Below are 19,999 nucleotides of genomic sequence, written 5' to 3' on the forward strand. Positions count from 1 at the left end.
CAGACCGCGATTTTCCATTCGCTCCGGTGTGTTGTCCCGACAGGCGACACGCCGGAGACATCCCTCTTTCTTCCCACTCTACGAGACAGACTACGTCCATGAAATTAATCGCCCTCTGTTTACTGACACTCACCCTCATCGGGTGCAGCGGCAATGCCTTGACCACTCCGGAAGTCAGCCCCGGCCTCACACAGGATCAACTGGTCCCCACGCTTCAGAAAATCGCCGAAACCGGCCAGTACGACGCCGTCCTTCAGGACCTGACCGTCGGCCTGGAAAACGCCGGCCACATGGAACAGGCCGTCACCGTCCAACGGTTCAACGAACTCTCCGACCCGGAAGACATCAAAAAACTGGCCGCACAGGTGGTCGCCACGATTCAGAAGTAAGCTGCAGGGAAGCAGGTTGGATATTCTGGCCTGTTTCCGTTTCATATCAGTCCAGCCAGGCATATTCATTCACAATCTTGAAAACAGTCCTGCTACTTCGATTATTCCTGATCCAATAGTTTCTCGATGTCCAGAAAAGTCACCTTATTTCCATTCGCCAGGGCCAGCAACTTTCCATCGGGTAAGAAATCGACACCGATCACAGATTCCGCAGGGCACCGTAGACTTTTTATTTCCCGTCCTGTCGATACCTGATAGAGATGCAGATTGGGTTTGCGAGAATCCTCTGCCCACAACATCGTCCCCACTGCCAGAGACGCATTATTCGGAGAGAAATCGAGAGCAGTCACTGACTCAGAATTGAAATTGACCGATATCTGGCGCGACCAGTCAGTAACATGCCAGATCTGCAAGCTGCCATCATAGCCACCCGCTGCCAGATATTTGCCATCGCCCGAAAATACTACGCTGCTGACTCCATCTTTAAAGCTGTCAAATGTCGCCAATCGTTTGCCACTCTTGATATCCCAGACAATCGCCATACCAGGTGAAGGTTTCCGTAATAATCCGCGAAATCTGCCATAAGCCACAGCCAGGATTTTACTGTCTGGTGAGAATGCGAGATCACTGATGACATCGGCATTCCCATTAGGATCATCAGGAACTTCCAGACTCGGCACATGACTGCCCGTTAATTCTTTCTGATCAGCCTGTGTCTCAGCAGCCAGAGAAAATATTACCGGCATCAAACATGCCACTGTCACACTGAGAATTCGTATCATTGAAGAATGATTCCATAGAAATGTTGATTCAGTTGTGATGAAATACCTTTAGCTTGTCATTTATTGTAAATCGCGAACAGTCCACCTCACAAACAGAACCTCAAAATAGTCCTAATTGTCCGCAATCGAATCCAGAGTCTTCTTCCGGATTCTTTGCTTTATTATCAATACCGCAGCGGTTATAAAGGAAAGGATGCAATCAAAAATCGCTTCCCCCTTTCCGGAGCCCACCCCATGCCCCCCGCCGATTTTAAACAAAAACTGTTAGCAGGCTTGGGCGGTGACTGGCCCGCGCCGCCGGACCTCAACGTCAAACACCGCGAAACCATCCAGCGGGACGGCTTTCGCATTGAATCGTTGACCTACGAAGCCGAGGCCGGCGATCCGATTCCCGCCATGCTGCTGATTCCCGATATGGTCTCGCCCGCACATCCCGCTCCCGCCGTCGCGGTCTGGCACCAGCACGCCGGTCAGTACCATCTCGGCAAAAGCGAACCGGCGGGACTGGCCGGAAACCCGATGCACCACACCGGTGCCGCCCTCGCGAAAGAAGGTTACGTGGTCCTCTGTCCGGATGCGCTCTGCTTCGAAGAACGCCAGGACCCGACCGGCAAACTCAAAGCAGGGAACTATGAACGCTTTGAATTCCTGCGTTACGTCGTCGACGGCAAATGCATGGCCTGGAAAAACATTCTCGACATGCAGCGCGCCATCGATTTTCTGCAGAGTCGCCCCGAAGTCATCGATGAAAAAATCGGCTGTTACGGACACTCGATGGGTTCCACACACACCTGGCTCATCGGTCCCTGGGAACCCCGCATCAAATGCCTGGTGGGCAACTGCTGCCTGCCCACCTACAAAGGCATTCACCGCGAACACATGCTGCACTGTTTCCCGAATTTTATCCCGGGTATCTACGAATTTGGCGACACGCCCGACATCGCCGCCCTCATCGCCCCGCGTCCATTGCACATGAATTTCGGCGAGCTGGATGGAGGCAGCCCCATCGATGAAGTCCGCCGCGGTGTCAAAATAATTGCAAACAACTACGCTGCCATGAATGCAGAAACAAACTTTAGTTATTATATTGAAGAGGGGGCCGGCCACGTGCTGTCCCCCGTGATGTGGGATAAAACACGGTCCCACTTCGAGCGCCACCTGAAGTCTTAACCCAGAGAGAATACCCGGAACCCATTCATGGATGCCCTGAAATACACGCAGGAACTGGTCGGCTTTGAATCCACCAGCTGCTACTCAAACGTCGAAGTCACCGATTACGTCGAAGCCGAGCTCAAAAAACTGGGCTTCGAAATCGAGCGCCTCGAATACACGGATGCCAAAGGCGTACGCAAAGCCAACGTCATCGGTCGTCGCGGTTTCGGCCCCGGAGGCATGGCCTACTTCGCCCACACCGATGTGGTTCCCGCAGATCCCTGGTTCACCGACGAGTTTGGTCCGTTTACCCCCACCATCCAGGGAGACAAACTCTATGGCCGCGGTTCCTGCGATATGAAAGGGTCTATCGCCTGTATGCTGGCGGCCGCCAAACGCTACGTCGACCAGGACCTGAAACACCCGCTCTACATCACCTGTACCGCAGACGAAGAAGTCGGCTATCACGGTGCTAAGAACGTAGCGGAACACTCCCAAATCTATCGAGAGATGGCAGCAGGCGAAGCCCACGGCATCATCGGCGAACCGACCATGCTTGAAGTGGTCTACGCGCATAAGGGAACCTACGGTTTCCAGGCCATCTCCCACGGCCGGGCCGCACACTCCAGCCTCGATACCGGCATCAACGCGAACCTCGCTATGATCCCGTTCCTCGTCGAAATGAAAAAACTGTACGAGGAATGCATGACCGATCCCCGCTGGCAGAATGACGAATTCAACCCGCCTACCAATGGCTGGAACATCGGTATCAACGACAAAACGGCTGCCGTCAACATCACACCCCCGCAGAGTATCTGCACCGTTTACTTCCGCCCCATGCCGGGACAGGAGCCGGACGAACTGGTCGCCCGCGCCCGCGAAGCTGCTGAAAAGTGTGGTATCGAATTCCAGTTCAAATGCGGAGGCAGCCCGGTTTACACCGATCCGAATTCGACTATCGTCAAAGAAGTCCTGAAGATTGCCGGTAAAGATCAGGCGAAAACAGTCTCATACGGCACCGACGGCAGCCAGTTTCCCGAGATGAAAAACCTGGTCGTCTTCGGCCCCGGAGACATCGGCCAGGCACATACACACGATGAATTCATCGCCCTCGAACAGCTGGAGCAGGGGACCGAGAAATTCGCGGCCCTCATTGAGAACTGGTGCTGCTGAATGTCACCCTCTAATCAGGGACTGGCAGGCACACCGCTGTTGAATTCCGCGGGATCAAAGGGATCCGCGGGCTTCGGTTTTACCAGCTTATTAATTTCCTGGTCGGACAGCTTCTTCGGAACAAAATCGGCAATCAGCGAGAGGTCTCCCTTCAGAGGCGTGGCCTCGCTGGTTCCGCCGGTCTGCTGAATCACCGGCTGTCCTGCTGCCGCCCGATCCTGGATGTCCTGTTCCATGAGAGCCTGTTCGAGGCCGGAATTGGAACCGCCGCTTGTCGGGCGAATCTCCGCGGCCTGCTTCAACAGATTCTCACGAGCAAAGCCCACCCGGCGTTCCGCCCGTTTGGCCAGCCGGTCGGCCCGCAGATTGTCATTCGCCAGTCGGTCTGCCACCGCATCGCCCACCCACTTCTGAACAATCTCTTTCTGCTTCCGTCCCGCATAGCCCTGGTAGACTACCATGCCCTGCTGCGGATGTTCCTGCTCCGGTTTCACGATCAACGCGCTTTTGGTGGGGTAGTCGAAATCCAGCCACTTCATGACCTCTGCCAGGTTCTTCTCGGCGTAGATCCGATGATTTCCATACCGCCGCGTGACCTGGGTTAATTTGAATTCGGAAGTCGTCGCACTCCCATGGCAGTTCGCATTTCCGCATTTATTGAGCAGAATCGGCTGAATCTTACGTACGAAAATCGCGGACTGTTCCCGGGAGATCCCTGTCAGTGAAGTCGCTTCGTCTGCATTTTCCAGTTTCTGCGTGACGAGTTTCTCTTCGATTTTCTGCTGAATCGTCATCCGGTCTTTCGTGGGAGAGACGTTCATCAGACGACGTAACATCAACTGGGGCTCAGAGCGTTTGGGTTCGAGGCGAATCGCATCTCGTAACTCGCTCTTCGCTTCTTCAATCAGATCATTCGTTACACACCAGCGGGCTAGATCCATATGCGAATTGGCCGTGGGAAATTTCATCGACGCCCGCTGCTTCTTATAAATTCCATGCAGGTCGGGAGCCTCAAACACCACATCCGCAAAGGGGACCAGCATACTCCCCGTCGGATTCGTGACGAGGTAGCCTCCCGCGCTTTCACTGATTTCGCCCGAGACCATCCGGCCGGTCCGCATCAGTAGAATCGAGTTCTTTTTCAGCGGCGTCTCTATCTGTGCCTCTACAGTCCTTCCACCAATCCAGCCGAACACAGCCAGGCAAAACAGAAGGACAGGCACACACGAACGAATTGGCGCTGATAATAAAGTCATAAGACATCGACACTGAAACAGGGATTCAGATTTTGACGCCTGCCAACCAGACAAATGAGGACACTAAACCATTTCACCAAAGAGACTTATGGCAAAACAGAGACATGATTGTCACAGGAGAGGCAGGGGAGAGGATTTGTGAACCGCTCTTATATGGGATTTATCGTTTTGGGTCAACCCGAGATTTCCTCACACGCCCCACGCGCAGGGGGCGGCACCGGTTGATTTCGCCGTCAAACCGGTCACAATAGGCGGCTGGAATCTGTGTCTCTAACCTGATGGATGCGAAATGAGTGAAGACTCTCAGTTTTTTGATCAAATGGTGGGCAAAACGGTCGTGATCGACCTCACCAGCCTCTACGTGATTGCAGGAACCCTGATCGGACAGGACCAGCACTACCTGTTTCTGGAACAGGCCGACGTCCACGATCTCCGCGATACGACCACCACCCGTGAACTGTACGTCCATGAAATGGGCAAACACGGCGTCGCCGTCAACCGCGAGCGGGTCCTCGTCTCCCGCCGGGAAGTCGTCTCCGTCTCGGCCCTGGATGATATCGTCCGCTGATTTCCATTCCGTCCGATATTACGAAAAAACCCCGCAGAACCAATCGTCCTGCGGGGTTTTCATATCTCAGTGAATTGGGCTCTCAGCGATTAGAGAGACCAGCCATCACGGTAATCACGGCTCAGGAACTTGTTAGCTTCCGGAGCATTCGTGAATTCCATCTTCTTGGCATCCCAATCCAGTTTCTTACCAGCGCGGATGGCACAGTTACCCAGCAGGGTCGTTTCCGTCAGGCGGCTGGCATAATTGAAGTTGGACATCGCGGGCTCACCACCTTTGATGGCGACAACGAATTCTTCGAAGTGGCCGGGCGAACGAGGCAGGCTCTGCTCGGGCTTTTTGAAGTCGCTGAACTTGTCGCGAGGCAGCAGCACGTATTCTGCACCGTAGTCGTCCGGCGTATACAGGTTGCCTTCATCGCCAATCAGAACCACACCACTGGGCTTCATTTTTTCGCCCATCAGCAGTTCTTCCGGAGGCAGGTTACCGCCATCGTACCAGGTCAGCTTCAGCGGGCAGAGTGTTTTATCGCCCTGGGTCCGCTCGGGGAACTGGTAGGTGATTTTAGTCGACTTGGGATAAGTCTCGTTTTCAATCATTCCTTCCGATTCGGCGACGATGGAAGTCGGATCGTACAGATCGAGGGCCATCACGTGCATGTTCATCGTGTGACAGGCCATGTCACCCAGGGCACCGGTACCGAAGTCCAGCCAGCCACGCCATTCAAACGGATGGTACAGCGTGCTGAATTCCCGGTAAGGAGCAGGGCCGAGGAACAGATCCCAGTGAATGTGCTTGGGGGCCGGTTCCCCTTCCGGTGGACGCTCGACGCCTTTACCCCAGACCGGACGGTTCGTCCAGACATGGGCTTCACGCACATTACCCAGCACGCCAGACCGGATGACTTCGACGGCTTCGCGGAACCCGTCCTTGGCAGTCCCCTGGTTACCCATCTGGGTCTGCACATTGTGCTTGTTGGCTGTTTCACGCATCACGCGGGCTTCGTGGACCGACCAGGTCAGCGGCTTCTGGGTGAAGCAGTGCTTCCCTTTTTTCATCGCCATCACGGAGGCAGGAGCATGCGAGTGGTCAGGGGTACTGACGGTCACCGCGTCAATTTTATCGCCCATCTCTTCCAGCATTTCGCGATAATCATTGAACTTTTGCGCTTTGCGATAGCGGGCCGCTGATTTCAACAGACGCTTATCGTCGATATCACAGATAGCAACCAGGTTACCGCTGCTTGCTGCACTCGCTGTATCGCTGGAGCCTTTACCGCCCACGCCGATCGCGGCGAAATTGATTTTTTCCATGGGAGATTTTTCAGCAGCCAGCAGGCTCTGACCACCGACCCAGAAGGCGGCCCCCAGTGCCGAGCTCTGTTTGATAAACTCGCGGCGTGTTGTACGTTGACTCATGAAGTGCTCCTGTTTGAATGTCTAAAGTAATCTTCTGACGCCATGTTACTTTAGTCGGTTAAAACGTGATTTAACTTTTAAGAATCTCAAATCAGTAAAGATCCATTTATTGTAGTGGACGCCCCAGCGAAAGAAAACAGAATTAACCCCGAAATGGCCATCTCCCCCAGACTCCGAAAACCCATGCACACTTGAGCCATTCTCATTTTTTTGAAATATTTTCCACAGAGACTTTTCTCCCCTGAGGGAACATGTCAAAGTAAATAAAACATCACAGCGTTCACCCACCCACACCGTCCCGCAACACGAAACTGACAACCCCCATGAGCAGCAGTGATTCTTCTTCCACGACCCCTGAATTTGATGTTCTGATTAAAGGCGGCACCGTCATCGACGGAACCCGCGCCCCGCGCGTGACTGCCGACGTCGGCATCAAGGGGGACCAGATCGTCGCCCTGGGAGACCTTTCCTCTGCGAAGGGGGCCTTTGAGATCGACGCGACAGGAAAAATCGTCGCCCCCGGCTTCGTGGATGTCCACAATCACTCCGACAGCTGGCTCCTGAATACGCCGAACTTCCTCTCCAAAACATCGCAGGGATTCACAACGGAAGTCATCATGGCCGATGGCATCTCGTATGCCCCTGTCGACCGCTGCACCGCAGCAGACTGGATCTACTATCTGCAGTCCCTCGACGGACTTTACCCCGAAGAATACACGGGCTGGGAATCCCTCGAAGATTACATGAATCTGCTCGACGGCAGAAACGTGCAGAATGTGATGACCCACATCCCGTATGCCAACCTGCGTTCCATGCACTGCGGATTCGGACGCCAGCGGGTCGACGACTTCCAGATGAAACTGATCTGCAGCGAAGTCCGCAAGGGAATGGAAGCGGGCGCCGTGGGGATCTCAACCGGTCTCGATTACGTCGCCCAGTGCTTCTCGCCGACCGACGAACTGGTCGAAGCCTGCCAGGCGATGGCCGAATATGACGGCCTGTATGTCTCGCACATCCGCTACAAGAAAACGCTGATGCCCGCGATCGAGGAACTCGTCGAAATCGGCAAGCGGGCCGGCGTCAAGGTACATATCTCTCACATGAAGGGACAGCATCCGGGGCAGGCCGAAGAGGCACTCGAATACATTGACAAAGTCGCCCGCCACGAGGTTGATATTTCGTTCGACGTCTATCCCTATCAGCCCGGCTCCACCATGCTGCACTTCCTGCTTCCCTATGAAGTCTTCGAAGAGGGCCCCCGCAAGGCAGTTGAAAAACTCAAGCAGCCCGAAATGCAGCAGCGGTTCAAATACGGACTGGAGAACTACCTGCTCGACATCTCGGCCATTCAGATCGCCTGGGTCCTGACCGAAAAGAACAAGCAGCACCAGGGCAAAATGCTCAGCCAGTACGTGGAAGAAACAGGACTTCCCAAAGAGGAAGCCCTGATCAAACTGCTCATCGAAGAAGAGATGGCTGTCCTGCTGGTCTTTAACATGGGCGATGACCGCCTGGTCGATCCCGTTCTGCAGCACGACCTGTATATGATGGGCACCGACGGCATCTACATGGACGGGGGCGTCATTCATCCCCGCCAGTTCGGTTCCGCCGCGCGAATCCTCGGCCCCTGTGTCAGGGACCACAAACTCTTCTCACTGGAAGATGCGGTTTATAAACTCTCCGGTTGTGCCGCCCAGCGGTTCGGTATGGAAAAACGCAGCATCCTCAAACAGGGCAACTACGCGGACATCGTCGTCTTCGATCCCGAAACCATTAAGGATAACGCGACCTACACAGATCCGCAGCAGTATTCCACCGGTATGGAATATGTTCTCACCAACGGCGTACCCATCGTACACAACAACCAGCCACTGGATGTTAAATCCGAAACACTCCCCGGACGCTACGTCCGCTATCAGCCGAGGTAAGGCTGCAGGCGGGCCACGGTTTCCGGGCTGTGATATTCGTTTTTACCGATCCCGTACGCGGCACCAACTCCAACCGCCTGTTCCTGGTACTCCGGAAAGTTGGAAACCAGCATCAACGTACAAGGCTTCACATCGGGCGTATTTTTGATGGTCTGCATCAGTTCGATACCGTCGCTGTAGTCCGCATCCAGTTTGCGATTGATCATCACCAGGTCGTAAGCGGTGGTTTTCAGCTTCTCGAGCGTATCCTGTTCCACGTCCGACTCATCGATTTGGACTTCAAAATGGGTATTCAGAAAACGGTTTAACGCACTGGCATCCGGCATACATTGCCCGACACTGAGTACTCGTTTCGTCATCGAAAGTTCCTCTCTCTCTTTATTTCAATTGTGATCTGATTTCTGGAAAAGCGGTTCTGATTGGGCAGCAGCTTAGCTGCACAATCGTGATAGTTCGCGGATGGATTCCAGCGCGTCATCCACGTCCGGCACCTGCACTCCCGGCTCGCGACCACTGTGGTCGCATTCTTCCAGCAGCAGCAGGTCTTCGTAATTTTCGTTGGCCATCAGTCGTCGACGGGCCCGGGCGCCGATCGTCCCCGACCGGATCAGGTGGGCCTCCATGTGATGTTCGATCAACCAGGCGGTTCGATCTGTAATAAATCCTTCCAGCGCCTGCAAGCCTGCCTCGACGTGATTCTTTGAATCGATGGCTTTGCCCACATCGTGCAGCAGTGCCGCAAGCTGAAATTCTTCGTCGTAAGGCAATTCGTCACAAGCCAGATCATAAACCTGCAGACTGTGGTATAACGCATCCCCCTCGGGGTGATATTTCTTTGACTGCTTCACCGCAGCCAGAGGCAGGAGCAGCATACGGTAAATCTGGAACCGGTCCACACTCTCCTCGACTTCTGCCAGCCTTTGATCCAGATCGATACCGGGATAATCCTGCTCCAGCAGTTGTTCGAACTCGGGCAGGGTGGCTCGTTCAATCCGTTTCCCCGTAATCGAACATTTGAAGCCGTAACTCGATTTTTCTGTCGGATACAGCGTCAGCTCAACCGGATAGGTATCCTGCACATGAATGTGTGTAAACACGCGTTCTTCTCCGTGTTTCTTCACCGTCTTGTGCTCGACATGGTAAGGCGTTCCCTCTTCATCCAGCTGTGTCGTCACTGCTTCACAACTGTGCGAAAAGACGTGGATATCAATATCCGATCCCTGCCGGATATGACCGGTGAGTGTACTGCCGATAATTTTGGGGTGAAACGCCTTGAAGAGTCGCAGATAACGCAGGGCCTGCAGCCGCATCGCCAGCAGGTTTTCGGTACGCGACTCCCCCTCGAATGTGCAGGCGAAACGCTGAATTTCGTCCCGGATTTCGCGGTTACTGGGAAGATCGGCCGGTTTGACCCAGCCCTGGCAGACCTTGCGGGCTGCTTTCATTTTGGCACGATAGTACTCGGTTTCCTTACGGGAATACATCAGTCGGGCCGCCTCAAAGACGATCTGGCGGCGCATTTTGCTGGAATTCATTCAAAAATCGGTGAACTTTCTCACCGTCGAATCGAAGTCACGCTGATTGGAAGATTTTACGGTATGACCTGACAGGCAGGTTCTTAGGGATTCTAGCCATCCTGCGACAAAAATCAATTTCGATTTATGAGAAACTGCCCACTTCGACGATTCATGACTCTGCCCGGGATCCATTTCAACCCGGAAATCACCCCCTGAAACGCCAGAAACCGGGGACCGCTGCTGCGCTGTCCCCGGTTTCAGTTGTTTGTTCAACGAGACTAATCCCCGAGTGCCTCGCGGCGGGCCTGTTCGGTCAGCTGATGGACTTTCGCTGCCACCCGCTCTTCGACCGATTCTTTAAACGGACCGGGATAAGATGAGTAAATCATCGCCCGGGCGCCTTCATAGCCTCCCTCTTTCAGGACCCGCAGGCTGGGCAGGTAGCCGAACACATGGTTCGAATAGCCGGCAACCCAGACAATCGGATCTGTCTCCCCCGCACCATGACCCGACTTCAGTTCTTTCTGGAAGCGATGCGAATAATCGACCACGGTCTCACCGCAGACCGCCACCAGTGTCAGGTCTTTTCCAAACTGAACCACCTGCAGCGGAAAAGCATATTCAGTCTGAATGCCGCCCCGTTCCTCCAGTTGTTCCAGCAGACGCGTCGCGTGACTGACTTCATACTTGTTGCCGCTATCTTTCTGCCTGAGCAGCTCTGCTTTGGTGGGGGGAGTCGCGAACTCCAGTTCCACATCTCCCATCGCCACGCCCAACGGACCATGAATCAGGCGAGGCTGTTTGACAGAGATGGCCGTCTCAACCGCATTGGCCAGCGCCCGTCCGTGCTGCTTCGCCAGGTCGAGTGTCCGTCGCGGGTAAGGATTCTGATCCCCGCCACACCCCATCATGAACATCGCCACGGTCCCCGGGTGATCAGCTTGCAGATATTCCTGGGCATAACCCGCGTAGTCACCGCAGAACTGGTAGAAACTGAGCGTCGTATTGTGACACGCATAACCGAACAGCACCGCCATCAGAGAACTGTCGGGCCGTTCGACCATCAGCACGGGCACCCGCTGATCGACGGGACCTTGAGGATGCGGACTGTTGATCACACCGTTCTCGGTAGGCAGGCGGCGGTTCATCGAAAAACCGGCGCGTCCATACGAATACTTGAGCACGGCTGGTTCCAGTTGGGGAAGGGCTTCCCCAATCGCAGCCACCAGTTTTCGCACCAGCTCCTGCGTGTAGACCCGCGCCTGGGCACCACGGTCGCCGCCCAGCCCCCGGCGGGAAGCTTTCTTTTCTCTCAGCTCCGGTCCGCAGTGCGTATGCGAGGCATTCATCAACAGTGCCGCCGCGGGAATCTGAAAATCTTCTTCCAGGCGGGCCGCAATCGGATCACGCAGAGCAGGGGTGATACCAATCAGGTCGGTCGTGATCATCACCAGTTTCTTGCCACGGCTGTCTTCCAGAATCAGCAGCTTGGCGTATAGATCGTGTACTTTCCCCTTGGAAGGTTCTGTGCGGGCTGCATAGCCAGCCATCCACATATCTTTCTCGGGAGTAATCACCACCGACGCCGCTACGGCTTTCCATTCGGTCTGCTGTTTCGCTTCGGCTGCTGACAGGAGACAATTCTCCCCGACCGTCACGGTTCCCATCAGAATCAGGACCAACAGATAGCGGTGTATTTTATTCTTCATCGGATCTCCCTGCAGTATTTATCAAATGTATTGGAAGTGGAGTCAGGCTCCACAGACCGGGCAATCGGAACGGCGCTGAATCCGGTTGCGGTGAAATGTCATGTCGCGCAGATCAAACATCAGCAGTTGATTGGCCAGTGTCTCTCCAAACCCGGCGAGTACCTTGATGGCCTCCATCGCGGCCATGCAACCCACGGTTCCCGAAACCGCACCAAACACGGGAAACTCCCGTTTCCAGGCCGGGGGATCATCGGGATACAGACAGGCCAGGCACCCGGTCTGACCGGGTAGAAAGGTCGTGATTTGTGCTTCGAGGTCGTACATCGCGCACTCGATCAGTGGTTTCTGCTGCAGAACGGACTGCCGATTCATGGCATATCGCTCGGGGAACAGCGGTGCACAGTCGACGATCAGATCTACCTGATCCACAATCGCCGCTGCATTCTCTTCCGAAATATTTTCCTGAATCGCCACCGTCTCCAGCCGTGGATTCAGTTCCTTCAAACGCCGCTCTGCGGATTCAACGCGTGGCTTTCCCAGCCAGTCATGCGTCATCAACAGCTGCCGGTTCAAGTCGCTCGGTTTTACATTCCCGGCATGAGCCAGGACCAGCTTGCCGACTCCCGCAGCCGCCAGTTCGTAAGCCACAACACTCCCCAGACCGCCACAACGTGAAACCAGCACCGACGCATTCTTCAGCTTCTCCTGCCCGGCTTCGCCGAACTCGGGCACCCAGATCTGCCACTCGTAAACGGCTCGTTCTTCATCTGTCAGGGGAGCGAAACCAGACATCATGTCTCCTTCAGGCTGAATTGCGTGAGGTCAGTTAAAAAGACGAGGATATCATCCTCCAGAGATCGGGGAAAGGATCGTAACGCTGTGATGCGGTTCGAGCGTCAGCGGTTCATCCCACAGCACCTGTTCATTGGATACAAACAACAGCATGGAAGGATGCAGGGCCTCGCCGGCAGGGAACAGCAGTGGCTTCAATGAATCGGCCCGTGACTCAGCCACGGTTTTGACCAGCTCCTGCAGCGTCGTGCCTGCGGGGACTTCGAATTCTTCTCTTCCAACGCCAGCCGCTTTTTTGACCTGGGCTGTATATTCGACCGCAATTTTCATGTTAGTGAGCTCTCGTGTCAGCTGTAGTTTCAGAAGGTTCCGTGGTCGGGCTGGTGACGGTTTTCTTCGGATTTCCGCCGGGCAGCATACTCAGCTTACCATTGTTGATCGTCAATTTCACATCCCCCAGCCGATCTGATTCGGAGATATTATGAGTGATATGCAACGCCGTCACACCGGTCACGTGCTGAACATTGATCAACAGATCACAGATTTCCCCGCGCGTATCTTCATCCAGTGCACTCAAGGGTTCATCCAGACACAGAATCGCGGGGCGGGCCGCAAGCGCGCGTCCCAGCGCCACCCGTTGTATCTCTCCACCGCTTAAACCGTGAGGTGTCCGGTTCAACAGTCCGGTGATCCCCAGCAGGTTCGCCAGTTCATCGACACGTTCGTCAATCTCACGTTGCTTCCACTTCCGGATTTCCAAAGCGAATGCCAGATTATCTTTAACCGTCATCGTATGGAACAGCACACCTTCCTGAGGTACATACCCGATCTCACGCTCAGCCGGTTTGGCATGAGTCATGTCTTTACCATTCAGGATGACTTCACCGGACTCGACCTTCTTCAGGCCGCAGATCGTCTCCAGAATGGTCGTCTTCCCGCTCCCCGTTTTCCCCATCAGCACGGCGTAATGCCCCTGAGGAATTTCAAAGCTGACGTCGTTCAGCCGGAAGTCACCCACTTGTACACAAAGGTTTTTTACCGAAATCATATTTCAACTTATCGGGCGACCAGTGCCGCCGGTTTTCAGATCGTTTTTCCAGTCGCGGTGCAGTCTACCGCCATATTTTATATTTATATCGCCGCCGAGCGTGTCAGACCAAACATGCGGGCAATCACCAGCACGATCAGGGCGGAAACGACCATAATCAGTGAAGCGGCTACGGCCCCCTCGATATTCCCCACGGTCAGTTCCAGAAACACGGTTGTCGGCAGCACCTCGGTTTTCATCCGGGTCGCCCCCGAGAAGATCAGAATCGGGCCAAATTCTCCCAGCGAGCGGGCCCACGCCAGGGTCGCTGCAGCCAGCAAACCCCGATAAGCCTGCGGAAAGACGACCCGCCAGAAAGCCTGCCCCCGGTTGCATCCCAGGGTCAACGCTACCTGTTCATAGCGAGGACCAATCTGGTCGAAAGTGACCCGCATCGTACGGACGGCAAAGGCACACGCCACCATGAACTGTGCAAGAATGATACTCGGAATTTCGTACGTCACCCCGATGGCCCGCCCAAACAGCACTTTCGTGATCTTGCGGATCAACTCATCCAGTGACTGTGTCTGGCCCGCGACGGCCGCTGCAGCCGCCTTGTCGTACACAATGCCAGACTTCGCCGCCACCATTTCATTCAGCCATTCAAACTCAGGTAACTGGATCTGAAACAGAATCAACAGACAAAGCCCAATAACCAGAGGTGGGAGCACGATCGGAATATCCAGAATCGCGTCAATCAGGGTCTTCCCCGGAAACTGATGCCGCGACATCAGGTAGCCGATGGGTACCGAGACCCAGAGCGAAAGCACGGTCGTAATTGCACAGGAAACCAGGCTCAACCAGATCGCATAGCGGATTTCCGGCTTCTGAAACGACCGCATAATATGACCGGGAGTCGTATACGTCGTCTCCGCGGCCAGCATCGCCACGATCAACAGAATGTAAACGGCACTGACGGCCACAAACACGGCATAAAAGGGGAGATCAGAACGCGACTTCCATGTGCGAGGAGCTTCTTCAGAATTCGACGCACTCATAGTGACTCCGGTGTAATCCGCCAGCGGAAGCCGATCGATTCGAAAATGCCGCGCGAAGGATTGGAAGTCAGTTTATCCACCAGACGCTGCATCAGATTCGGATAATCGGTCGTTTTCAGAATTGCAATCGGCTGTTCAGCCAGGGGATCTCCCTCTTTGATTTCAATGATGTCGACCTTGTCTTTGACGTAAGGCAGATTCGCCCGGTAGACAATCGCAGCATCAAGCGAGCCGGTACGCAGCTGATTGACCAGCAGATCTGCGGTCGGCGTATTGGTTTTCACATTGGGCTGTACGAGGTCATACAGATTTTGATCATCCTTTTTCAGGGAAATCAGCAGCTTTTTCGTCAATGCGCCCAGGGCACTCTGCTCGTGGTGCGCCAGGCCGACGCGAACATCTTTACCAACCAGATCAAAGATGGACTTGATCTGCTTCGGGTTTCCTTTTTCGACAATTACAACCATATCAGTTTCCGCAACAGTCAGGGGGATGCTGAACTTGGGCTGCACCTGCACCATGTAAGAAGTATCACAGGCGAAGTATGCATCGGGACGTTGACCGCTGTTGATCTGCCCCACCAGGATGCCACAGCCATTAAAGACCGTATTGATTGTCACCCCTTCGCGCTCTTCGAACTCTTTGAGCGTATCCTGAATCGCCAGCCGGTTCACACCGCCGCTGAACAGCAGAATGGTCGGATGCGGATCCCATTTATCGCCTTTAACCGTCTCGTAACCCAGCTCCGCAAACGCTTTCTGACCCTTTTCAGGCGCCTGCAGATAGCGGGCAAACATCAGCGCTTCCCGGGGCTTTTCCGTAGAGGTCAACACGCCCACGGTTACATTCTTCATCGCTTCGGTGAACTCGGGAATATCCACCAGGTCTGCTTTTTCCGGATGCTGATTTACGGTCGCATCCCAGACAATCGCGGCATCAACGGCCCCCAGCAGCACATCAGTGGCAATTTCTGACACCGTCGGTTTGAACACCCGGGCTGACTTGGAAAGGGGTTCCCATTTACCGTGTTGCGTAAGGATCTTTTTGGTCAATTTCCCAATCGAAGCGGCATCGGGGTTCGCCAGGGCCACGGTGACATTCTCTTTGAGCAGGTCATCGATCGACTTGATACCCTTAGGATTCCCTTTCTGCACCATGATCACCGGATGCATCCGGGCCACGCTCACAGCTTCATCGACCAGCCCTTTTTCACGGGCAATCTCGATGTAGCTGGTATCGGCTGCCAGGTAGAGGTCTCCTTTTTTCGCCACCTGCAGATTACTGAGGAGGGTACCAGACCCGCCGTACTGCAGGTGAACCGGCATGCCAAATTCTTCTTCTGCAAATTGTGCTGCCATCGCAGCGACCGGCGGTTTGATCCCCGCGGCACAGTACATCACCAGGGCATTCTCTTCTTCCGGATCAGCAGCAGAGTCACCACTTTCGGATTCGTCTGTCTGTGAACTGGATGAGTCTGTCTTTGCTGTAGACGATGAAGGAGTATCTTTAGGCGGCGTATAAACCAGCAGGACCAGCATGATGACCAGAAAGACGACCGAGCCGCCGGCGATCACCAGGCCTGACACTTTTCCGCTGCGGCCTGTTTGAGAGCAGACCTGAATTCGGGGCTGAGGAGCGGGATGTTTCATTCTCTTGTCCTGTATACTGACTGAGCAAAATTGATTCTCAGGAGTTGACTAACGATTCTGATTCTTGAGGAGTAACGAGGCGACCATCCCTGATCCCCAGCACGCGTTGCGCCGACTGTACTGCCTGGTCATCGTGCGAGACCATCAGTACGCAACCACCATCGGCGGCAAACTGACTGAGTGCGTTCAATACGATCGTGGAGTTCTCGCTGTCCAGGTTGCCTGTCGGCTCATCTGCCAGCAGAATTTTCGGCTGATGAAACAGGGCGCGGGCCAGAGCGACCCGCTGCTTTTCCCCGGTACTCAACTGGGCCGGGGTATGATGCAGACGCTGTTCCAGGCCAAATTGTTCAATCAATGCACGGGCGCGCTCCCGGGCCTGACTCCGATTTGATGCCAGGGCCGGCGTTAAGACGTTGTCCAGCACATTCAAGTAAGGCACAAGGTGGAACTGCTGAAATACAAAGCCCAGATGCTGTGAACGAAAACGGGCTCGTTGATCACTCGAAAGACGATACGGGTTAGTCCCTTCGACCAGTACCTGACCGGAATCGGGGCTGAGCAGTCCCCCCGCCATCAGCAGGAGCGTCGACTTACCACAGCCGCTGGGTCCCTGAATCGCGACGAACTCAGTCGCATCGACGGTCAGGCTCACACCGTCCACTGCCTGGACACGGCCCGGACCGGACTTGAATGATTTCGACAGTTGTTCCAGTTCAAGTAACATCGTGATGTAATCATCCTTCCTGGAGAATGGTGGCAGGATCCTGGCGGGCCGCCAGCAGGGCAGGGATCCAGCTGGAGAGACTGGACAGCAGGGGGGCGAACACCAGGCTCAACAGTAACCAGCGTCCCGAAAAGAGGACCTGCGCCGGATCTGCAGCCGCAGGCAGGTCACCCCAGGTAACGCCGATCCAGTAGCCCAGAAAATAGCCGATCAACGCCCCCACGAGGCCGATCAGCAGTGCTTTGATGATGAAGATTCCGAAGACCTGGGAGGAACGCACGCCGATCGCCCGCAGAATTCCGATCTCGGTCGCTCGACGGCGAACATTTTCCAGAGAAAGGAAACCAATCCAGGCACCGCAGCCCAGCACCACAAGAGGCACCAGGATCGCTGCAAAACTGGCATGCCGTTCGATCAGTTTAATTCGATTCGCTTTTTCCTGCTCCAGTGAAGCGACCGCGTTCGCAGCCGCTGTGTTGCGTGCTTCGGCCCGGGCCAGAGCAGGAGGGCCACGTTCGATAATCTGGGTACCGGGCAGAATCTCAGCCACGTCCTTGCGGATTTCTGCAACCCGGTCTTCAGTAGCACAGTTACATTCCAGCGCCAGAATGGCATTCAGCAGATTTTCCATGCCCAGCAGTTGCTGCGCTTCTTTGAGATTGATCCAGACGGTACTGTCATCAGCGTTTCCCCGTTCGGGGAAAACTTTGGCGACCTTGAAACCTTTGCCCATCAGCTGGACTTCGTCGCCCGCTTTGAGACCGGTTTTCTTCTGCACCTGGTATCCCAGCACCATTGCCCCTGCAGGCACGGGTTGCTGCAGTGGTTTCTTCAGAGCCCGATGCAACTGGGGCACTTCACCGCGGGTGCCGGTGAGAATGATATCCAGTTCCTTTTCGGGCCAGGTCACTTTCTTCGCCACCATCGGCAGCATGTGGTTGATGGTGACAATTTTAGATTCGGACAGTTTCCGCATATTGTCTTCGGGCATCGTTCCCGAGACGACGCCGGTCAGGTGAAACTCTTCCAGGTCCTGGTCGGCAGGGAGGATCAGAATATTAAATCCGAGCCCCTTGGTAATCTTCCGCATCGCATCGTTCAGTTCGGCTCCTGCCTGCTTCACCTCATCTTCCTTCTGTTGCAGAATCAGTGCGGTCTGAATTTCGTCCGCCTGCAATAGAGTCAGGGCGGCAATCAGACAGCCGACCGCGACGATCACCGACAGCAGCCCCAGCAGAAAATTCATTTTCCGGTGCTGCATTTCCTGAAGAATCAGATGAAAAATTGACATAATGCCCGCTCTTGATTTCCTGATGGAGTGAGGGATTCAGATACAGATCTGAAATTTCAACTCTCTGATTTACGTCCCATAACAATGTAGCTCGCAGCCAGCACGATCACGATTGCCAGCACAGCCAGGATCGAAAGATTCCGCAGCAGCGAGCTGCTTTGAGCCGCTTCTGTGGTTCCCGCAGCAGGAAGCTCGGTTGTACCTGCATCAGCGGAATCACTCTCCTGCGTCTGGACTTGCGTTTCGGCGGTAGCTGGTTCCGCCTGAGCGGTCTGTTCTGCAGAAACGCTTTCTGTTTTCGGTGTCGCCTGATCCGATTTCTGTTCTTTTTCTTTCGACATTGACAGCCCCTGTGCTGCATCAGCTCCCTGTTTTGAGAAGCTGGTCAGTCCGGTCAGGTCGGGAATCTCTTTTTCTTCCTGGGGAGTGGGTGTTACCAGTTTCTCCCAGTTGACTGCCATCAGCAGGTCGGTCCCCGGATTCTGGTCTTTCACCTGGCAGGTGCAGGGCCCCGTCAGATCCCGACAGGCCTGCTCGATGGTCCCGGGATTGATGCCTTTGCCGATCAGAGCATACAGCACGCGCCCACGACCAAAAACCGGCAGTGCCATCGGTTCGTCTCTGAACTCATGCAGGTCGTTTTCGGTTGCGATCAGCATGCGGGTGAAATAGTCTTCTGCAGCCTCTTTGCGAGACAATGTTTCCACACTGAATTTGAGCTTGAGGCTGTCCGGTGCGACGCTGACCAGTCCCTGTTCAATATCAGCCTGTTCGATTTCGGGGAGTTTGAGTGTCTTCTCCATCCGCTTCAGTTCGGCTTTGAGCTGCTCCAGTGCGGCCTTGTCCTGTTCCGCATCACCAGATTCCAGAAAGACCCAGACCGCGGTCTGACCGTTAATCAGCTGTTTGGCAATCTTTTGACGCAAGGGGGAATCGATAAGTCGCGAAACGTTTTCTTCCGTCAGTTCTCCTGACCAGAAGCCCACCGGTACCGGAGCGGGCAGGGGAGTCCGCATGACCAGCAGAGGCAGTGCCTTGGATTCCTGTCGTTTCCAGAGTTCCAGATCCTGTGGTGCCGGGTCGGCATCCAGGTCGACCAGCTTCAGTTCAACATTCGCGGACTGCCGGGCGACAGCCCCCTCCCTGGCAAACAGGTCGACGACACGCTGTTGTTCCGGTTGAAGCGGACCGCGGTGAAACACGACGGCGCTGTATTGATCTGCGGGCCAGCGTTCCAGCGCGTACCGAAATACGGGAACGGAACAGGCCCAGATGACAGTTGTCGTTAACAGGGCGCTTAGCAGAGTCACTGGTGTTAATAACCGTCTCATGCAATCACCTTTCGAGGAGGGGGTCAGGTCGGGCGGGTTGCTATCGGGAAATCATTCACCGTATTCAGCTTAAGTACTGATTACGTAAATTCAATCCAGCACGTAATATGATGACAAATTGTGTGGTAAATGTGAAGAAAAGATGATTTCATTAGGAAACTTTTCTGAGAACAGGTTTCCCGGCTGAAAACGGGAGAAATTAAGTTGAACTCGACTTTCTCCGTTTCTCTCC

The 19,999-nt window shown here is 54.7% G+C and carries 19 protein-coding genes; 5 read left to right on the forward strand and 14 right to left on the reverse strand.

Annotated elements, in window-relative coordinates; genetic code table 11:
- Positions 1-98: 98 nt before the first annotated feature.
- Positions 99-389, forward strand: coding sequence for a hypothetical protein (locus tag F1728_RS01750; protein WP_155362640.1), 291 nt, complete (start codon positions 99-101; stop codon positions 387-389).
- Positions 390-490: 101 nt separating this feature from the next.
- Here F1728_RS01750 and F1728_RS01755 read toward each other — a convergent pair whose 3' ends face one another.
- Complete coding sequence (locus F1728_RS01755) at positions 491-1,135, reverse strand: WD40 repeat domain-containing protein (protein WP_194242639.1); 645 nt, start codon at positions 1,133-1,135, stop codon at positions 491-493.
- Positions 1,136-1,405: 270 nt separating this feature from the next.
- On the opposite strand from F1728_RS01755, the gene F1728_RS01760 reads away from it, so the two are divergent.
- Both F1728_RS01760 and F1728_RS01765 read left to right on the forward strand, forming a co-directional pair.
- Positions 1,406-2,341 (forward strand): dienelactone hydrolase family protein, encoded by a 936-nt coding sequence (locus F1728_RS01760; protein WP_155362642.1) that lies wholly within the window; start codon positions 1,406-1,408, stop codon positions 2,339-2,341.
- A 27-nt stretch (positions 2,342-2,368) separates the two neighbouring features.
- On the forward strand, positions 2,369-3,496 hold the full coding sequence (locus tag F1728_RS01765) for a M20 family metallopeptidase (protein ID WP_155362643.1): 1,128 nt from the start codon (positions 2,369-2,371) through the stop codon (positions 3,494-3,496).
- 14 nt (positions 3,497-3,510) lie between these two features.
- Here F1728_RS01765 and F1728_RS01770 read toward each other — a convergent pair whose 3' ends face one another.
- Positions 3,511-4,752, reverse strand: a complete 1,242-nt coding sequence (locus tag F1728_RS01770; protein ID WP_155362644.1) for a hypothetical protein — start codon at positions 4,750-4,752, stop codon at positions 3,511-3,513.
- Between the two features lie 289 nt (positions 4,753-5,041).
- Between F1728_RS01770 and F1728_RS01775 the strand changes: the two genes are divergently transcribed.
- Entirely contained in the window at positions 5,042-5,320 is a 279-nt protein-coding gene (locus F1728_RS01775) for a hypothetical protein (protein WP_145040341.1), read from the forward strand.
- An 89-nt stretch (positions 5,321-5,409) separates the two neighbouring features.
- On the opposite strand, the gene F1728_RS01780 is transcribed toward F1728_RS01775, so the two are convergent.
- Positions 5,410-6,738, reverse strand: coding sequence for a Gfo/Idh/MocA family protein (locus tag F1728_RS01780; protein ID WP_145184164.1), 1,329 nt, complete (start codon positions 6,736-6,738; stop codon positions 5,410-5,412).
- A gap of 323 nt (positions 6,739-7,061) precedes the next feature.
- Here F1728_RS01780 and F1728_RS01785 point away from each other — a divergent pair, with 323 nt between their 5' ends.
- Positions 7,062-8,666, forward strand: a complete 1,605-nt coding sequence (locus tag F1728_RS01785) for an N-acyl-D-amino-acid deacylase family protein (protein WP_155362645.1) — start codon at positions 7,062-7,064, stop codon at positions 8,664-8,666.
- Here the strand turns inward: F1728_RS01785 and F1728_RS01790 are convergent.
- From F1728_RS01790 to F1728_RS01840, 11 genes are all read right to left on the reverse strand, one after another.
- Positions 8,654-9,025, reverse strand: a complete 372-nt coding sequence (locus tag F1728_RS01790) for a response regulator (RefSeq protein ID WP_155362646.1) — start codon at positions 9,023-9,025, stop codon at positions 8,654-8,656. The genes F1728_RS01785 and F1728_RS01790 overlap by 13 nt on opposite strands.
- A 72-nt stretch (positions 9,026-9,097) precedes the next feature.
- Positions 9,098-10,201 (reverse strand): HD domain-containing protein, encoded by a 1,104-nt coding sequence (locus tag F1728_RS01795; RefSeq protein ID WP_155362647.1) that lies wholly within the window; start codon positions 10,199-10,201, stop codon positions 9,098-9,100.
- A 260-nt stretch (positions 10,202-10,461) separates the two neighbouring features.
- Positions 10,462-11,892, reverse strand: coding sequence for a neutral/alkaline non-lysosomal ceramidase N-terminal domain-containing protein (locus F1728_RS01800; RefSeq protein ID WP_155362648.1), 1,431 nt, complete (start codon positions 11,890-11,892; stop codon positions 10,462-10,464).
- 42 nt (positions 11,893-11,934) lie between these two features.
- Complete coding sequence (locus F1728_RS01805; RefSeq protein ID WP_228030462.1) at positions 11,935-12,687, reverse strand: HesA/MoeB/ThiF family protein; 753 nt, start codon at positions 12,685-12,687, stop codon at positions 11,935-11,937.
- A 48-nt stretch (positions 12,688-12,735) separates the two neighbouring features.
- Positions 12,736-13,014: a MoaD/ThiS family protein gene (locus F1728_RS01810; protein ID WP_145040329.1), complete on the reverse strand. Its 279-nt coding sequence runs from the start codon at positions 13,012-13,014 to the stop codon at positions 12,736-12,738.
- A gap of 1 nt (position 13,015) precedes the next feature.
- Positions 13,016-13,732 carry an ATP-binding cassette domain-containing protein gene (locus tag F1728_RS01815; RefSeq protein ID WP_155362649.1) on the reverse strand — a complete coding sequence of 239 codons (717 nt, stop codon included), beginning with the start codon at positions 13,730-13,732 and terminating at the stop codon, positions 13,016-13,018.
- An 83-nt stretch (positions 13,733-13,815) separates the two neighbouring features.
- Positions 13,816-14,769, reverse strand: a complete 954-nt coding sequence (locus tag F1728_RS01820; RefSeq protein WP_155362650.1) for an ABC transporter permease — start codon at positions 14,767-14,769, stop codon at positions 13,816-13,818.
- On the reverse strand, positions 14,766-16,418 hold the full coding sequence (modA, locus tag F1728_RS01825; protein WP_155362651.1) for a molybdate ABC transporter substrate-binding protein: 1,653 nt from the start codon (positions 16,416-16,418) through the stop codon (positions 14,766-14,768). The genes F1728_RS01820 and modA overlap by 4 nt, the downstream gene beginning before the upstream one ends.
- Before the next feature lie 37 nt (positions 16,419-16,455).
- The gene (locus tag F1728_RS01830; protein WP_155362652.1) at positions 16,456-17,145 is read right to left on the reverse strand and encodes an ABC transporter ATP-binding protein; all 690 of its coding nucleotides are present in this window, start codon (positions 17,143-17,145) and stop codon (positions 16,456-16,458) included.
- A 10-nt stretch (positions 17,146-17,155) separates the two neighbouring features.
- Positions 17,156-18,436: an ABC transporter permease gene (locus F1728_RS01835; RefSeq protein WP_155362653.1), complete on the reverse strand. Its 1,281-nt coding sequence runs from the start codon at positions 18,434-18,436 to the stop codon at positions 17,156-17,158.
- Positions 18,437-18,492: 56 nt separating this feature from the next.
- Complete coding sequence (locus tag F1728_RS01840; protein ID WP_155362654.1) at positions 18,493-19,767, reverse strand: hypothetical protein; 1,275 nt, start codon at positions 19,765-19,767, stop codon at positions 18,493-18,495.
- Between the last annotated feature and the right edge of the window lie 232 nt (positions 19,768-19,999).

The sequence above is a fragment of the Gimesia benthica genome, assembly GCF_009720525.1.
Classification (GTDB): Bacteria; Planctomycetota; Planctomycetia; order Planctomycetales; family Planctomycetaceae; genus Gimesia; species Gimesia benthica.

What these genes read in the sequence shown, in the direction of transcription:
- F1728_RS01750 (WP_155362640.1), top strand. Translation starts at nt 99, where the DNA reads ATGAAATTAATCGCCCTCTGTTTACTGACACTCACCCTCATCGGGTGC.
- F1728_RS01755 (WP_194242639.1), bottom strand. Translation starts at nt 1,135, where the DNA reads ATGCCGGTAATATTTTCTCTGGCTGCTGAGACACAGGCTGATCAGAAA.
- F1728_RS01760 (WP_155362642.1), top strand. Translation starts at nt 1,406, where the DNA reads ATGCCCCCCGCCGATTTTAAACAAAAACTGTTAGCAGGCTTGGGCGGT.
- F1728_RS01765 (WP_155362643.1), top strand. Translation starts at nt 2,369, where the DNA reads ATGGATGCCCTGAAATACACGCAGGAACTGGTCGGCTTTGAATCCACC.
- F1728_RS01770 (WP_155362644.1), bottom strand. Translation starts at nt 4,752, where the DNA reads ATGACTTTATTATCAGCGCCAATTCGTTCGTGTGTGCCTGTCCTTCTG.
- F1728_RS01775 (WP_145040341.1), top strand. Translation starts at nt 5,042, where the DNA reads ATGAGTGAAGACTCTCAGTTTTTTGATCAAATGGTGGGCAAAACGGTC.
- F1728_RS01780 (WP_145184164.1), bottom strand. Translation starts at nt 6,738, where the DNA reads ATGAGTCAACGTACAACACGCCGCGAGTTTATCAAACAGAGCTCGGCA.
- F1728_RS01785 (WP_155362645.1), top strand. Translation starts at nt 7,062, where the DNA reads ATGAGCAGCAGTGATTCTTCTTCCACGACCCCTGAATTTGATGTTCTG.
- F1728_RS01790 (WP_155362646.1), bottom strand. Translation starts at nt 9,025, where the DNA reads ATGACGAAACGAGTACTCAGTGTCGGGCAATGTATGCCGGATGCCAGT.
- F1728_RS01795 (WP_155362647.1), bottom strand. Translation starts at nt 10,201, where the DNA reads ATGAATTCCAGCAAAATGCGCCGCCAGATCGTCTTTGAGGCGGCCCGA.
- F1728_RS01800 (WP_155362648.1), bottom strand. Translation starts at nt 11,892, where the DNA reads ATGAAGAATAAAATACACCGCTATCTGTTGGTCCTGATTCTGATGGGA.
- F1728_RS01805 (WP_228030462.1), bottom strand. Translation starts at nt 12,687, where the DNA reads ATGATGTCTGGTTTCGCTCCCCTGACAGATGAAGAACGAGCCGTTTAC.
- F1728_RS01810 (WP_145040329.1), bottom strand. Translation starts at nt 13,014, where the DNA reads ATGAAAATTGCGGTCGAATATACAGCCCAGGTCAAAAAAGCGGCTGGC.
- F1728_RS01815 (WP_155362649.1), bottom strand. Translation starts at nt 13,732, where the DNA reads ATGATTTCGGTAAAAAACCTTTGTGTACAAGTGGGTGACTTCCGGCTG.
- F1728_RS01820 (WP_155362650.1), bottom strand. Translation starts at nt 14,769, where the DNA reads ATGAGTGCGTCGAATTCTGAAGAAGCTCCTCGCACATGGAAGTCGCGT.
- modA (WP_155362651.1), bottom strand. Translation starts at nt 16,418, where the DNA reads ATGAAACATCCCGCTCCTCAGCCCCGAATTCAGGTCTGCTCTCAAACA.
- F1728_RS01830 (WP_155362652.1), bottom strand. Translation starts at nt 17,145, where the DNA reads ATGTTACTTGAACTGGAACAACTGTCGAAATCATTCAAGTCCGGTCCG.
- F1728_RS01835 (WP_155362653.1), bottom strand. Translation starts at nt 18,436, where the DNA reads ATGTCAATTTTTCATCTGATTCTTCAGGAAATGCAGCACCGGAAAATG.
- F1728_RS01840 (WP_155362654.1), bottom strand. Translation starts at nt 19,767, where the DNA reads ATGAGACGGTTATTAACACCAGTGACTCTGCTAAGCGCCCTGTTAACG.